General features: G+C 65.2%; 17 protein-coding genes and 1 pseudogene. 14 read left to right on the top strand and 4 right to left on the bottom strand.

Annotation, left to right across the window (positions count from 1 at the left end; all coding sequences use genetic code 11):
• Nucleotides 1–40 precede the first annotated feature (40 nt).
• Together JHD67_RS15760 and JHD67_RS15755 are read left to right on the top strand one after the other, a co-directional pair.
• The gene (locus JHD67_RS15760) at nt 41–772 is read left to right on the top strand and encodes a hypothetical protein (RefSeq protein WP_199100183.1); all 732 of its coding nucleotides are present in this window, start codon (nt 41–43) and stop codon (nt 770–772) included.
• Between the two features lie 62 nt (nt 773–834).
• On the top strand, nt 835–1,281 hold the full coding sequence (locus tag JHD67_RS15755; RefSeq protein WP_199100182.1) for a DUF6491 family protein: 447 nt from the start codon (nt 835–837) through the stop codon (nt 1,279–1,281).
• A 72-nt stretch (nt 1,282–1,353) separates the two neighbouring features.
• Here JHD67_RS15755 and JHD67_RS15750 read toward each other — a convergent pair whose 3' ends face one another.
• The gene (locus JHD67_RS15750; protein WP_199100181.1) at nt 1,354–2,175 is read right to left on the bottom strand and encodes a ferritin-like domain-containing protein; all 822 of its coding nucleotides are present in this window, start codon (nt 2,173–2,175) and stop codon (nt 1,354–1,356) included.
• A gap of 134 nt (nt 2,176–2,309) precedes the next feature.
• On the bottom strand, nt 2,310–2,726 hold the full coding sequence (locus JHD67_RS15745; RefSeq protein ID WP_199100180.1) for a universal stress protein: 417 nt from the start codon (nt 2,724–2,726) through the stop codon (nt 2,310–2,312).
• Between the two features lie 299 nt (nt 2,727–3,025).
• On the opposite strand from JHD67_RS15745, the gene JHD67_RS15740 reads away from it, so the two are divergent.
• From JHD67_RS15740 to JHD67_RS15700, 9 genes are all read left to right on the top strand, one after another.
• Nucleotides 3,026–3,484, top strand: coding sequence for a hypothetical protein (locus JHD67_RS15740; RefSeq protein WP_199100179.1), 459 nt, complete (start codon nt 3,026–3,028; stop codon nt 3,482–3,484).
• Between the two features lie 93 nt (nt 3,485–3,577).
• Nucleotides 3,578–4,120 carry a peroxiredoxin gene (locus JHD67_RS15735; protein WP_199100178.1) on the top strand — a complete coding sequence of 181 codons (543 nt, stop codon included), beginning with the start codon at nt 3,578–3,580 and terminating at the stop codon, nt 4,118–4,120.
• Entirely contained in the window at nt 4,120–4,683 is a 564-nt protein-coding gene (locus JHD67_RS15730; RefSeq protein WP_199100177.1) for a hypothetical protein, read from the top strand. The genes JHD67_RS15735 and JHD67_RS15730 overlap by 1 nt, the downstream gene beginning before the upstream one ends.
• A 61-nt stretch (nt 4,684–4,744) precedes the next feature.
• On the top strand, nt 4,745–5,497 hold the full coding sequence (locus tag JHD67_RS15725; protein ID WP_199100176.1) for a DUF2884 family protein: 753 nt from the start codon (nt 4,745–4,747) through the stop codon (nt 5,495–5,497).
• Between the two features lie 108 nt (nt 5,498–5,605).
• Nucleotides 5,606–6,046, top strand: coding sequence for a PA2169 family four-helix-bundle protein (locus JHD67_RS15720; protein ID WP_199100175.1), 441 nt, complete (start codon nt 5,606–5,608; stop codon nt 6,044–6,046).
• Between the two features lie 25 nt (nt 6,047–6,071).
• The gene (locus JHD67_RS15715; protein WP_199100174.1) at nt 6,072–6,647 is read left to right on the top strand and encodes a DUF924 family protein; all 576 of its coding nucleotides are present in this window, start codon (nt 6,072–6,074) and stop codon (nt 6,645–6,647) included.
• 32 nt (nt 6,648–6,679) lie between these two features.
• Nucleotides 6,680–6,955, top strand: coding sequence for a DUF2845 domain-containing protein (locus JHD67_RS15710; RefSeq protein WP_199100173.1), 276 nt, complete (start codon nt 6,680–6,682; stop codon nt 6,953–6,955).
• Nucleotides 6,956–7,074: 119 nt separating this feature from the next.
• On the top strand, nt 7,075–7,407 hold the full coding sequence (locus JHD67_RS15705) for a hypothetical protein (RefSeq protein WP_233171953.1): 333 nt from the start codon (nt 7,075–7,077) through the stop codon (nt 7,405–7,407).
• Between the two features lie 72 nt (nt 7,408–7,479).
• Nucleotides 7,480–8,703, top strand: a complete 1,224-nt coding sequence (locus tag JHD67_RS15700) for a low temperature requirement protein A (protein ID WP_199100172.1) — start codon at nt 7,480–7,482, stop codon at nt 8,701–8,703.
• Here the strand turns inward: JHD67_RS15700 and JHD67_RS15695 are convergent.
• Both JHD67_RS15695 and JHD67_RS15690 read right to left on the bottom strand, forming a co-directional pair.
• Nucleotides 8,697–9,716 carry a 2-dehydropantoate 2-reductase gene (locus JHD67_RS15695; protein WP_199100171.1) on the bottom strand — a complete coding sequence of 340 codons (1,020 nt, stop codon included), beginning with the start codon at nt 9,714–9,716 and terminating at the stop codon, nt 8,697–8,699. The two genes, JHD67_RS15700 and JHD67_RS15695, sit on opposite strands and share 7 nt — an antisense overlap.
• Complete coding sequence (locus tag JHD67_RS15690) at nt 9,713–11,371, bottom strand: FAD-binding dehydrogenase (protein ID WP_199100170.1); 1,659 nt, start codon at nt 11,369–11,371, stop codon at nt 9,713–9,715. The genes JHD67_RS15695 and JHD67_RS15690 overlap by 4 nt, the downstream gene beginning before the upstream one ends.
• 206 nt (nt 11,372–11,577) lie before the next feature.
• On the opposite strand from JHD67_RS15690, the gene JHD67_RS15685 reads away from it, so the two are divergent.
• The 3 genes and pseudogenes from JHD67_RS15685 to JHD67_RS15675 form a co-directional block, all read left to right on the top strand.
• Nucleotides 11,578–12,402, top strand: a complete 825-nt coding sequence (locus tag JHD67_RS15685; protein ID WP_199100169.1) for a DUF2884 family protein — start codon at nt 11,578–11,580, stop codon at nt 12,400–12,402.
• 168 nt (nt 12,403–12,570) lie between these two features.
• Nucleotides 12,571–13,422: a mechanosensitive ion channel domain-containing protein gene (locus tag JHD67_RS15680; protein WP_199100168.1), complete on the top strand. Its 852-nt coding sequence runs from the start codon at nt 12,571–12,573 to the stop codon at nt 13,420–13,422.
• A gap of 163 nt (nt 13,423–13,585) precedes the next feature.
• Nucleotides 13,586–13,891, top strand: a pseudogene (locus JHD67_RS15675) (biotin/lipoyl-containing protein); the annotation flags it as partial.
• Nucleotides 13,892–14,090 lie beyond the last annotated feature (199 nt).

Here is a 14,090-nt window from a genome sequence, read left to right as displayed (position 1 = left end):
CCTCACTCTAGACGTCTTACCGACACAGGATCCGCTGCTCATGAACCCGCGTCTCTGTCTTGCCGCCGCCACCCTCGGCACCTTGTTCGCGCTGGCCGGCTGCTCGCCGTCGAGCGACTCCTCGGCGCCGGCGGGCCAGGCTGCCCAGGCGCCTGCGGACGACTCGGCGCAGAAGCTCGACACCTATCGCCAGTTGCTGCGCATTGGCAACGACCAGATGGCGGTCACCATGGGCAAGGAAATCGTCAGCCGCTACCCCGATAGCGCCGCCGCCAAGGAAGTGCAGCAAAGCCTGCCGGCGATCGAGAAGCGCTACCTGGAAACCAGCGAGAAGAACCGCCTGGAAGGCCTGTGGCAGTATCAGGTGGCGCCCATGGCGGGGGGCACCCAGTCCACCGCCACCATCTACAACAGCGAGCCGGCAAGCGGTGATCGCGTGCGCCTCGTGCTGCGTCGCCACACCGAGTGGGGCCAGAACGCGTTCCTGTTCAATGGCGGCGCGCATGGTTTTGTGTGCAAGGGCAACTGCACCATCAAGGCCACCTTCGACGGCAAGCCGGGCAGCATCAAAGCCTTTGCGCCCAGCACCGGCGAGCCGGCCTTGCTGTTCAGCGACGACAAGAGCTTCATCGCGCAGTTGGCGAAGGCGAAAAAGATCACCATGGATGTCACCCTGCAGGACGGCGAGAAGAAGGTCACGCTGGTTTACGAGGTCGGTGGTTTCGACGCGGCCAAATGGCAGCCGCTGTCCAAGCAGGCCAAGAAGAAGTGAGCGCGTACACGCGTCATGGCATGGCGCGTTCTGAGCATGAGCAATAACGGAGATCGTCACCCATGACATTCAGAACCATCCTTGTCACCCTCGCGGCCGGCGTGCTGCTGGCGGGCTGCGCCCGCATCGGCAAGGACTACACCGCCCGTATCCAGGCGCGTCAGCAGGCGTATGCGGCGGCGGCCGGCGAGCCAGTGAAGAGTTTTCGCTACTTCACGCTGTGGTCGTGGGAGCCGCTGAGCGACGATGAGTTGGCGATCTATACCCGGCCCAACGAAGCGTGGCTGCTGGATCTGGACGGTAGCTGCCGCAACCTGCAGTTCACCAACCATATTGGCCTTACCTCCAGCGTGAACGAGGTATCGGCGCGCTTTGACCGCGTGATCACCGGGCCGCAGGATGCGCCGTGTTTCATCAAGCAGATTCGCCCCGTGGATATCGCCAAGCTCAACGAGCCGCAGCAGGGCAAGCCGCGTGAGGTGGAGGAGCAGCCGCGTCCGGCCAAATGATGGTTTGCCGTTGCCACTACGCGAAACGCCCCGGTCCCGGCCGGGGCGTTTTGTTTGCGCGCTGGGCACGGGTCAGTTGAGGAACAGCTTCTCGGCGATGCGGGCCAGCGGCTTTTCCACCGCGCTCTGCACGCGCGGCGGCAGATCCAGCGGCTTGAGCAGCATTTTCACCGTCATCTCGGCAGGAATGTTCCGGCGCAGCAGATTCTGGGCGCGGCCGGCGATACGGCGGAACTCCGCATCGTTGTCCTTGTACTGCGGATAGCACTGGTTGAACACGTGGCGCAATGCGATGTCGCCGTCTTCGCTCTTGATCTCGTTGACGCGACGCAGGATGGCGCGGAACACCTTGTAGCGGCCAAAACCCTCGCGTTCCCGGTATAGCCGGAAGTGCTGGTAGAAGTGCTTGTAGTGACGCACTTCATCGCTTTTGATATGGCCGGTGAGCTGCTTGAGCACCGGTTCGTCGGTGATGTCGTTAAGTGCCCGGTAGAGGCTGGCGGTGCCGGTTTCCACCACGCAGCGCGCGGCCAGTTCCAGGCCGCGGCTCTTCTCCAGCTGTTCATTGGTGCACAGGGCACCGTATTCCTGCCAGAACGCGGCGAAGCCGCGATCCCAGTCGAATTCCGGCCACACGGCTTTCACGTAGGCGGCGAGGGCGCGGCCATGCTGCAGCTCCTCGTGCTCCCAGTGCTGGCTGAGCCAGGTCTGCAATGCCTCGTCGCCAGCAAAGTGATCGACCAGGTTGTGGGTGTACAGGTCCGAGCCGCTCTCGACGAACGAGGCGCTGCAAAGCAGGAAGAACAGATCTTCGTTCTGGCGCACGCGCGCGATGTCGATCCGGCTGAAGTCCAGGCTTTCCAAGGTCCAGGGCAACGATTGGGCGTAGCTCACGGGGCATTCCTGTGCGGGCCAGGGGTGGCTCAAAGTGGTGTAGGCGCCAGCCCGGCATGACGAAAGTGTGACAAAGCATACGACGCTACGGCCCCTGGGGATTAACCGGGGCCGACCTTGGGGTGAAAGGCGCGTCAACGCACCACGGTCACTGGCACATGCGCCCGTTCGAGCACTTCGCCCGAGACCGAGCCGAGCAGCCAGCGCGCAAGTGCGCCACGTTCGGTGTGGCCAATCACGATATGGTCGATGTTGTGGCGCCGCACCTGCTCCAGCAGAACATCACCCGGGCTCCCGCGTACCACTTCGGCATCGATCAGGGTTGCGGCATCGGGGACCAGCTCATGCACTTCCTCAAGCAGCTTGCTGCAGCGCATGGCGCCGGGGTCGGTAATCATCAGGGCGCAGGTATCGGCACTGCCTTCGGTCACCTGAAGCACGGACACCACGCGGACTCGGCCGCCACAGGCCTGCGCCAGGCTCACCGCAAAACGTACGGCGCGTTGCGAGGTGGCGGAGCCGTCGTAGCCGACCAGTGAATAGTGGAGCATGCGATCCCCTTGCATGGATGCCACCTGCCTTCAGTCCAGCAAGGGCTGGCTGAGCAACAGGCCGACTGGCCCAAAGGCGGTAATGGCAAGGCCGGCCTTCATGAAAGCGCCTTTGAGTTCGACGTGCAATCCAGTGTGCGCGAGGGATTGTTAGCGAAGCATCAAGCGCGTTCTGCACGCGGTGTTCACGGTGCTTGCTGACTATGAATGGAAAGACTCATCCCTCGGGAGACGTTCAGGAAGGTTGGTGACAATAGTCGCTGCCGTCTGAAGTCCTCACTCAACGTAAGGAGACTACGATGATCAAGCGTACTTTTGGCATGGCTGCTCTGGTGTTGGCTTGCGCCGGCGCGATGAGCGCACTTCCCGTGAGTCAGGCGCGAGCCGCCGAAGCTGACGTGAAGTGCGATCTCAGCTTCAGCCTTTCGGGGTGGTCGGCCATTTACAAGCATGCTTCGGGTAGTGGCACGGTGGTGTGCAACAATGGCCAGCGCGCCAACGTCAAGATCACCATGAACGGTGGTGGCCTCACCGCAGGCAAGTACCGCATCGACAACGGCAAGGGTGACATCACCCACGTGCGCAGCATCGACGATGTGTTCGGCAGCTACGCGCAGGCCGGTGCCGAAGCGGGCGTGGTCAAGAGTGGCGAGGCCCAGATATTGACCAAGGGCACCACATCCCTGGCGCTGCATGGCAGCGGCACGGGCGTAAACCTGGGTGTGTCGGTGGGTGCGTTCACCATTACCCGTCGCTAATTCCCGTGGCTTACACCGCAAAGGGCGCCGCGTGGCGCCCTTTGTTTTGGAACGCGTACACTTGCCGGGTTTCCACGCACCAGGAGTGCTGTCATGCGCCGTTTTTCCCTGTGGTTGATGTTGACCTTGCTGTTGGGCCTGATCGCGCCGGTATATGCCGACGAGCCGGCGGCGCTGCCGCAGGTGGGCCAGGTCGCGCCGGATTTCCGCCTGCAGGATCAGAACGGCAAGTGGCATACGCCGGCCGATCACAAAGGGCATTGGGTAGTGCTGTATTTCTATCCGAAAGACTTCACTCCCGGTTGCACCAAGGAGGTCTGCACCTTCCGTGACGACATCAGCAAGCTGCGCCAGGCCGGCGCCGATGTGCTGGGCGTGAGCCTGGATGATGTGAAGTCGCATGCGGAGTTCGCCGAGAAATACCACGTGCCGTTCCCGCTCCTGTCCGATGCCGACAGCAAGACGGCGCAGGCCTATGGCGTGCTCACCTCCAAGGTGGGTTTCAAGTATGCCCGCCGCACCACCTTCCTGATCGATCCGCAGGGCAAGGTCGCCAAGGTCTACCAGGACGTGGACCCGGAGAAGAATTCCGCCCAGGTGCTGGCCGATCTCCAGAGCCTTAAGGCATCGGGCTGATGCTGTTGAAGGTTCGAGGCCAGGGTGCGCGGACCGATGGGTTCGCGCTGTGGCGCATTCTGGTGTGGCTGATGCTGTTGCTCGCCGCGTTCGGCTGCCTGCAAAACGCCTTGCATGCCGAGCAGCTGTGGGATGCCCTGCAAGGTCATGCCACCCTCAATGCCGATGCCACCTCCCAGTTGCACCGCATGCTGGCCTGGGACGTGGGGTACTTCAGTGCAGGCTTCGCCGTGGTGGTGATCTGCGCGGGGGTAATCCTGCACCAAGGGTGGGCACGGCCCGCCATGCAGGTGGCCGCGTTGGCGCTGGCAGTGGCGTGGGGGTTGTACGGCGGCTTCCACGCGCTGGCGCAATGGCGTGAGTTCAGCAACGCCATCACGCTTACCAATGCGCAGACGCCACTGGATGTCGCATCCCAGGCCGCGTTCGACCATGTGCAGCGCACCGTCATGGTGTCGCTGGCTCTGCGCGCGCTGGCCGTGCCGGTGCTGCTTTGGCTGGCGTGGCGTCTGGGTCGTCCGGCAGTACGCGCACAGTTTCGCCCGCGCTCACTCCGCCGCTGAATTCAGCGGCGGTTGCGGTGCCCCGGGGTATCGCTGCGGCATGACCGTTACTGGATTGCCCATGCTCGCTCGTCGCCTGCCGCTCGTTCTGGTCCTGTCGTTGCTCCCGCTGGCTGCCTTCGCGCAAGATCTGGCCACCACCTGCCACGCCAGCAGCAGCTACGACCTGACCGTTTCGCCCGATCGCTTGCTGTTCGATCGACCCCAGCCCTCGCCACGTCAGGTCGAGTTGCGGGATGGCAGCTTGCGCACCGATGGCAATGCGGTTCGCCTGCGGGCCGAAGACCAGGATCGACTGGCGCTGTTCGAGCGCCAGCTGCGCGCGCTGGTGCCGCGGGTCAAAGCCGTGGCCACGCAAGGCGTGGATCAGTTGGCGGGGGCCATGCACGACGAGGGCACGCGCCTGTCGCTGTCGCCCGATACCCGGGCCGAGCTGGACCGTCGTCTTGCCAGCCGAGCCGCTGAACTCAAGCAGCGTATTGCCAGCACCAACAGCACCCATGACTGGCAAGGCAACCTGGCCGATGAATACGCCAATCAGCTGGCCGCCGACCTGATGCCCCTGCTGGCCAACGACCTCGGCCAGCAGGCCCTGCAGGCGGCCATGAGTGGGGATCTGCAGGCCGCCGCCAGCCTGCGCGACAGTGCCGCAGACCTCGCCACCCAGCTGCGTCCGCGCCTGGAACAGCGCCTGGGGGCCCTGTCACCACAGGTACAAGCGCTATGCCCGGCCATCCAGCGCCTGGCCGAGCTGCAGCAGGGTATTCAGGGGCAGGGAGGCCAGCCGCTCGACCTGATTCAGGTCGGCCAGTGAAATGCCGGCTGAGCGCGGAGGCCGTCATGGCGCGAGGTTAACCTTCTGCTAAGTGGCGAAGGACGAGGATGGTGCCGCAGTCCCCCTTACGTATCAGGAGGCGACCTCGTGTCGCACGCTCACGCTCCGCGCTACAACACCTTGATCAGGCGAGGCATCGACGATCGCGAGCTGTACCGTCGCGCGCTTCGTCACGTGCGCGAGCCCGGTTTACAGGCTCTGCTGCAGGAGAACGTGCATACGCTCGACGCCCTGATCGGTGACTTGCAGACTCAGGTGCGGGCCGCCGGCCATTCGCCGGCCCGCCACGGCACCCTGGCCGGCGCCGTACGCAGCGCGCTGGCGGAGCTGACCGTGGGCATGTCCAGCAATCGGGACGTGGCGTGGATCCATTGCCTGGCGCGCAACGAATGCACCTTGCTACACCGCTTCGAACAACAGATGGCCCATGCCAACGCCGAGTCGGCCCACGTGCTGGGCGTGCAACTGTCGCGCTTGCATGGCATCCACAACGACATGCATTGTCTGGCCGGTACCACCCACGGCTGATTGCCCTCGCGGCCCAGGAGCGGGCATGACGAACACTCCCACGGATGTGTTGGATTTCTGGTTCTCGGCGTCGACCGAGCCACACTGGTTCGTGCGTGACGATGCGTTCGACGCAACGATTCGCGAGCGCTTCGGCGCCACGCTGGGGGAAGCCACGCGCGGCGAGCTGGATCATTGGGTCGACACGCCCGAAGGCTGGCTGGCGCTGTTGATCGTGCTCGACCAGTTCAGTCGCAATATCCACCGCGATGATGCGCGCGCCTGGGCTGCCGACGGCAAGGCGCAGGCCATCGCCCTGGCCGGCATCGCGCGTGGCGACGATCGGCGGCTGGCGCCGGCACAACGCCTGTTTGCTTACCTGCCGCTGGAGCATGCGGAGAACCTGACCTTGCAACGGCATTGCGTGCAGCTGTTCGAACGCCTGGTGGCACAGCTGCCTGCCCAGGAGCGCGAGCCGTTCGAGGGCTATCTGGACTATGCCCGGCGTCACCATGCGGTGATCGCGCAGTTTGGCCGCTTTCCTCATCGCAATAGCGTGCTCGGTCGGCTGAATACACCGGCCGAGACCACCTACCTGGCTCGTCCAGGCGCGGGTTTTTGACGATCCATCCCTCTTCTGACAAGGAGTCCATCATGCGTCGCTATCTTGTCGTATTGCTGTCGCTTTCCTTGAGTCTTTCGGCGCACGCCGGCAGCACCTATCGCGTTGGCAGCGAAGTGCTGACCGTGGGTGACAGCGCGGCGCGGGCGCTGCAACTGCTTGGCAAGCCTGACCTGAAGGAGCCCATCGAAAGTGATCTGGGCGGCTATCAGGGTGAACGCTGGCAGTTCCTGCGCGATGACGGACGCATCGTCATCATCACCATCCTCGGTGGCAAGGTGTCCGACATCCAGGATCGTACGCGCTGACTACTTCGCCGCCTAGACGGCTGACCCGTGCTTGAGGCATGGGCGCATGTCCATCGTGTCTGCCCCGGTTAGCGTGGCCGGGCCGCGTAAACGGCGCGGTCCACAACGGGGAGACGGCGATGCGCTGGATGCTTGGGTTTGGTATATGGAGCGTCGCCCTGCTGGCGCAGGCCGATACGTCCACCTTGCGAGTGGGCAGTCAGGTGCTGGTAGCGGGGGATAGCACGACGCGCGTGGTGGAGTTGCTGGGCAAGCCCGCGCAGAAGACGCACGGCAAGGCGGCGAAGCCGCATGGCAAGTCGTCGCCTGCCCGCCGCGGTCATGCCCAGGGGCGCGCTGTCGCCACCACGGAACCCAGGGGCGAGCAATGGCAGTATCGGGTGGAGGGGCGCCTGGTCACGGTGATGGTATCGGAAGGGCGCGTCGCTTCCTTTCGTGATGGCGGGCGCTGAGCGTTTCCGGGCAGCGCCGATGGCAGCCGTGATGGCTCCCGTGCGATAACAGGCCCTCAAGGAGGCCAAGCCATGTCAGAAACAGTCCAGGCGGAAAACGCGGGCAGGCCGAGCCTGCTGCGTGCACGTATTGCCGGTACGCACGGCAAGGTCACCAATATCGAACTGTTCTTTGATCTGGTTTTCGTCTATGCGGTGACCCAGTTGTCGCATACCTTGCTGCACGACATGAGCCTGGGCGGCGCGTTGCACGTGCTGTTGCTGTTCCTGGCGGTGTGGTGGGTATGGATCTTCACCGGCTGGATCACCAACTGGCTCGATCCGGAACGTCTGGCCGTGCGTTTGTTGTTGTTGGTGCTGATGTTCGCGGGGCTATTGTTGTCCACCGCACTGCCCGAGGCCTTCGACGGGCGCGCTTATGTTTTCGCGGGCGCGTATGTCTTCATGCAGGTAGGGCGCTCGTGTTTCATGTTGTGGGCCTTGCGCGATGCGCCCACAGCCGCGCGCCAGAACTTCCATCGCATCACGCTCTGGCTGGTGTGTTCGGGCGCGTTGTGGATCGCAGGCGCGTTGCTGGCCGATGAGCGCCGCTGGCTGTTCTGGACTATTGCATTGGGCATCGAATACCTCGGGCCGGCGCTGTTCTTCTACGTGCCAGGCCTGGGGCAGTCCAGTACGCGCGAATGGGACGTGGAAGGCGGCCACATGGCCGAGCGCTGCAGCCTGTTCGTGATCATCGCGCTCGGCGAGTCGGTGGTGGTGACTGGCAGCAGCTTCGCCGAGAGCGCCCGCACGCCGGAAGACTGGGCGATCTTTACCATTGCCTTTATCGGTTGCGTAGCGATGTGGTGGATCTATTTCGATCTCGCCGCCGAACGCGGCAGCCGCTCGATCAGCGAATCGACGGATCCCGGTCGCGTGGCGCGCCTGGGTTACACCTATCTGCATCTGTTGATCGTGGCGGGCATCGTGGTTTGCGCGGTGGGCGACGAACTGAGTCTTACGCATCCCCATGCCGTGGGCGATGCCGGCCAGGTTGCCGTGCTGCTCGGCGGTCCGGCGCTGTACTTGCTGGGCAATGCGCTGTTCAAGCAGACCGTGAACCGCACCAACTTTCCCTTTTCCCACCTGGTGGGATTGGCGCTATTGGCACTGTTGGCGTGGCCTGCCATGCATTTGTCGGTGTTGACCCTGGCGGGGCTGACGACTCTGGTGCTGGTGGTGGTCGCGGGCTGGGAAACCTTCTCGCTGCGTCATACGCGCGAGCGCCTCTACGAGGCGGAGCGGCATCACTGAGCGGCGCTCAATTCGTCCAGCAGCTGCTTGGCGCGCCAGGCGCGGCGCGCGCGCTCGGCCTCGTGCAGCAGCGATACCAGGCGCTCGTTCACGGGAGCGCGTACGCCGTAGTCGTGAGCCAGTCGAACGATTTCGCCGTTGATGGCGTCCACTTCGGTGGGGCGGCCGGTGTCGAGGTCTTCCCACATCGATGAGCGGGCAAGCGGGTCGATCGACAGCAGGCGTGCCGCCAGTCGCCGGAATACCGCGTCGGGCAATTCGAGCACGCGTGGCAACCAGTTGGGTGGCAATGGGGTGAGCTTGGCCGGACGGATGCCGGCGGCGGCGAACACGGCAAGCGCTTCGCGCTGCGCCATCGCCAGGCAGCGCCGCCAGATGCGCTGGGAAAGTTCCTCGCGCAGCGGCAGGTTGGACAACGCATTCACCGCATTGTTGAGGTTAAGCAGCAGCTTGCCCACTTGCACCGCCAGCATGTCCTGGCGCTGGGTCAGCGGCAGACCCGCCGCGGCGAAGATCGGCAGGAACGGCGCCAGCGAAGGATGCGGCTCCACCATCAACGCACCGCTGGAGCCTTGATGGAAATGCCCCCGCGTGTGCTGCACCACATTGAACGGCACCATGCCGGCCAACACCGGATGCCTGGGCAGCGCGGCGCGCAACAGCTCGGTGTTGTGCAGGCCATTCTGCAGACTGATGATCGGTACGCCGGGCGCGGCGACTTCCGCCAATTCGCGCGCGACATCTTCGGTGGCGGAGGACTTCACCGTCACCAACACCAGATGCGCCTTGGCCGCCGCGAACGGATTGAGTTGCAGGTCCAGCGACTTGGCGGGGATGTGCTGCTTATGTCCCTCCAGGTCGCTCCAGCTGAGGCCGCAGAGCCGCAGCGTATCGATCACGCGATGGCGGCCGATCAGCGTGACGCGGGCATGCTCGTGCAGACGGCCGCCGAGGTAGCCACCGATGCTGCCCGCGCCGTAGATGGCGATGCGTGGCTGGGCGTGCGCGCTCATGCGATGGCCGCCGCCGCGGCGCGACCGGCGACGCGGCCGGAGAACAGACATCCACCAAGAAAGCTGCCTTCCAGTGCGCGATACCCATGCAGGCCACCGCCACCGAAACCAGCCGCCTCGCCCGCGGCATACAATCCGGGCAGCGGCTGCCCGTCGTGGCCGAGCACGCGCGCGTCGAGGTCGGTTTCCAAACCACCCAGCGTCTTGCGGGTAAGGATATTCAGGCGCACCGCGATCAGCGGGCCCTGGGCCGGATCGAGCAGACGATGCGGCTTGGCCACGCGCACCAGTTTGTCCCCGCGATAACGGCGCGCGTTATGGATGGCCATGACCTGGGCATCCTTGGCGAAGGGGTTGTCGAATTGCAGGTCGCGTGCCTGCACCTCGCGGCGGATCTGCGCCACATCCAGCAGGCGATTGCCGGCCAGGGCGTTCATGCCTTCGACCAGCTCCTCCAGCGTATGGCGCACGATGAAGTCGCGACCATGCTGCTTGAACGCTTCCACGGGCGCGGGTGCGTCCTTGCCCACCGCGCGCTTGGCGACCTGGCGCCAACTCTTGCCAGTGAGGTCGGGGTTCTGCTCGGAGCCGGACAGCGCGAACTCGCGGCGGATGATCTGTTGATCGAGCACGAACCAGCTGTAGTCGTGGCCGGTGCGTCGCAGGTGTTCCAGCGTACCCAGCGTGTCGAAGCCGGGCCAGAACGGGCCGGGCAGACGCTTGCCGGTGGCATCGAACCACAGCGAAGAAGGGCCGGGCAGGATGCGGATGGCATGCATTGGCCAGATCGGATTCCAGTTCTCGATACCCTCCACGTAGTGCCACATGCGATCGCGATTGATCAGCCGCGCCCCCGCCGCTTCGCTGATGCCGAGCATGCGGCCGTCCACGTGCGCCGGCACGCCACACAGCATGCGCGCCGGTGGCTTGCCCAGCCGTTCGGGCCAGTTCTTGCGCACCAGTTCATGATTGCCGCCGATACCGCCCGACGCCACGATTACCGCTTGCGCGCGCTGCGCAAACGAGCCGGTGATGTCGCGTGAGCTGGGCCTGCCGCGCTCGGCGGTGTCGTCGGCCAGCACGCTGCCGCTCACGCCGACCACGGCGCCGCGCTCGACCAGCAGCGTATCCACCCGATGACGGAAGCCGAATTGCAAGCGTCCCTTGGCCTGCGCGGCGCGCGCGCGTCGCACAAACGGTTCGATCACCCCGGGGCCGGTGCCCCAGGTGACGTGGAAGCGAGGCACCGAATTGCCGTGCCCGACCGCACCGTGGCCGCCGCGCTCAGCCCAGCCGACCACGGGAAACCAGCGCATGCCCATGCGATGCAGCCAGCCGCGCTTCTCGCCAGCGGCGAAATCGACATAGGCTTCGGCCCAGCGGCGCGGCCAGTGATCCTCCGGGCGGTCAAAAGCCGCCGTACCCATCCAGTCCGACAGTGCCAGCGCGTGCGAGTCGCGCACACCCATGCGACGCTGTTCGGGTGAATTGACGAAGAACAACCCGCCGAACGACCAGAACGCCTGTCCCCCCAGGCTTTGCTCCGGTTCCTGGTCCAGCACCAGCACCCGCTTGCCGGCGTCGGCCAGCTCGGTGGCGGCAACCAGGCCAGCCAGGCCCGCGCCCACCACGATCACATCCCACCCCTCCCGCATTCCACGACTCCCCTCATGGCAATCCGTGCGCGGAACTTAACCCGCATGGCGCCCGAAGCCTATGTGCGCTGCGCCATTTTTCGGGCGCCAGGTATGACCGATGGCATGGCATGACGCCTGGCCCATGCTTGGGCATGTGCGGGGCGGCATGGTGAGCACGACGTTGGGCAAGGGTTGCCCGACAAGCGCTCGCGGGGGTTACCGACATGCGCAAGACCATGATGAGCTCGGCGCTGGTCGCTGGCGTCGCCTTTGGCGGTGCGGCCCAGGCGCGCAATCTTGAGATCCACGACGGCCATTGCGGCTACACCACCGACTACGACGTACGGGTGAATGCCAGTGGCATCGACTTCTGGCGCGACGCCGGCAAACCGGCGCAGGTAAACATTCACGACGGGCAGCTGCGGGTGGACGGACGCGACATCAGCGTATCTGCCGATGACGCCGCCCGTTTACGTACCTATGAAGCCGAAGTGCGAGGGCTTCTGCCTGAAGTGGCCGGCATTGCCCGCGAGGGCGTCAATATCGGCTACGCCGCCATGCGCACCGTAATGATCACGTTTGCCGAAAGCGAATCGGATCGCCGCCGCATGGTGGATCGCCTGGACGAAAATCGCCGGCAGGCGCTGGCGCGCATCGACAACGGTCTGGGCAAAGGCGTGTGGCAACACCACGACATGGACGAGACCATCGCCGACGGCATTGGCGAATCGGTATCCGATCTGGTCGGCAAGATCACGGGCGAAGCGGTCACGGCGGCGCTGAGTGGCAACCAGAGCAAGGTCGCCGCGCTCCAGGCGCGTGCCGAGTCCCTGGACAAGAGCATCGATCGCGAAGTGAATGCGCGTTCCGATGCCCTCAATCGGCGCTCCGAAGCCCTGTGCCCGCGCCTGACCCAGCTCGACCAATTGCAGCAACAGTTCCAGTTCCGCCTGCAGGATGGTTCGCGCCTCCAGTTGCTCATCCGCGATCCGAATGCGAAGGACAACAAGAAGCTGGCAACAGCCACGGAACGTACGCGCGCCGATTGAGGCGACCCCGCGTACGCATCCTTCGGTCGCCGCTCCCCAGCACGGCCTTGAGCCGCGCCATCACTCCCGGCGCGGACTTTTTAAAGGCGGTGGACGGCGCGCACCCAACGGAACCTTGATCGTCCGGCTGCTAGGCTCCTGCGCTTTGTCCTGCACGAGTCCTTGCCCATGCATGATTTTCTGGCGCGCCTGCATTTCTCCGAAAGCTCCATCACCCTGCTCATCAACCTCGCGCTTGCGCTGCTGACCCTGCTGGTCGGCCTGTGGCTGTCCGCGCGGGTGGCGAATTTCGCGCGTCGCGCGATGCGTCGCGCCAACGTGGACGAAACGCTCAGCGGCTTTCTGCGCAACCTGATCAATGGCGTGCTGATCGCGCTGATCGTGGTGATGGCGCTGCAACAGGCCGGCGTGCCCTCCGCACCGTTGCTGGCCGCGCTGGGCGCGGGCGGCCTGGCCATCGGCCTGGCCTTGCAGGGCTCATTGAGCAACCTGGCCTGGGGCGTGCTGTTGATCGTGTTTCGACCATTTCGTATTGGCGACTTCATCAAGGCCGGTGGCGTGGATGGCACGGTGGAGAGCGTGAACCTGATGCACACCTTGCTGGTGCTGCCGGACAACCGCGAAGCGGTGGTACCCAACGCCAAGATCGGTTCAGACGCGATCATCAACTTCAACCGTCGCGGCACGCGCCGTCTGGAGCTGAAGGTGGGCATCGGCTACCGCGACGACATCGGCAAGGCCATGGACATCATTCGCGCGCTGTTCGCCGCCGATGCGCGCATCCTGCGCGACCCTGAGCCAGGCGTGTGGACCGACAGCCTGGGCGAGAGCGCCGTGGTGCTGGTACTGCGCGCCTATGTTCGCAGCAGCGACGTGTGGGCGACCCAGGCCGATCTGCTGCGCGGGGTGAAGGAGCGGTTCGACGCCGCCGGCATCAGCATCCCATATCCGCAGCGCGAGCTGACCGTGGTGCAGGGGCGGCTGCCGTCCGAGTCTGCGGCCGGCGCCTCGGGCGGATGAGGGCGAAACCGCCGCCAAAGGCTGAGAAATGGCTTGCATACGTATGCGAATGGTGGATTAAAACGATCCAAAAGCGTCCGGAATCGGGTCTCGTTCGCTATGATTAAAGCCTTACGCGACCGTCATCCCCGCCGGCTCGCCATCGCCATCCGTAGGAGAAACCATGGCCGACCTTAAAGAAGCACGCGTTCCCGATATCGGCAGCGAGAACGTGCCGGTGATCGAAGTGCTGGTGAAACCCGGCGACAAGGTGGCCAAAGAGCAGGGCCTGGTCACGCTGGAGTCGGACAAGGCGACCATGGAAGTGCCGGCCCCGTTCGCGGGTACCGTGAAGGAAGTGAAGCTGAAGGTGGGCGACGAGGTGTCCGAGGGCGCCCTGATCGCCATCATCGAGGCCGACGGTGAGGCTGCCGCTCCGGCGCCGGCGCCGGCGCCGGCCCCGGCCCCGGCCCCGGCAGCAGCGCCGGCCAAGGCCTGTCTCTTATACACATCTCCGAGCCCACGAGACCCGTGACCGAATCGCGGGTGGCGGGGTGGGGGGGGAAAAAGGGGGGGGGGGGGGGGGGGGGGGGGGGGGGGGGGGGGGGGGGGGGGGGGGGGGGGGGGGGGGGGGGGGGGGGGGGGGGGGGGGGGGGGGGGGGGGGGGGGGGGGGGGGGGGGGGGGGGGG

Origin of the sequence: Dyella sp. ASV21, assembly GCF_016428975.1 — a bacterium.
Lineage (GTDB): Bacteria > Pseudomonadota > Gammaproteobacteria > Xanthomonadales > Rhodanobacteraceae > Dyella.
The sequence above is the reverse complement of the archived record's forward strand: the minus strand, read 5'-3'. Positions and strand labels throughout refer to the sequence as shown.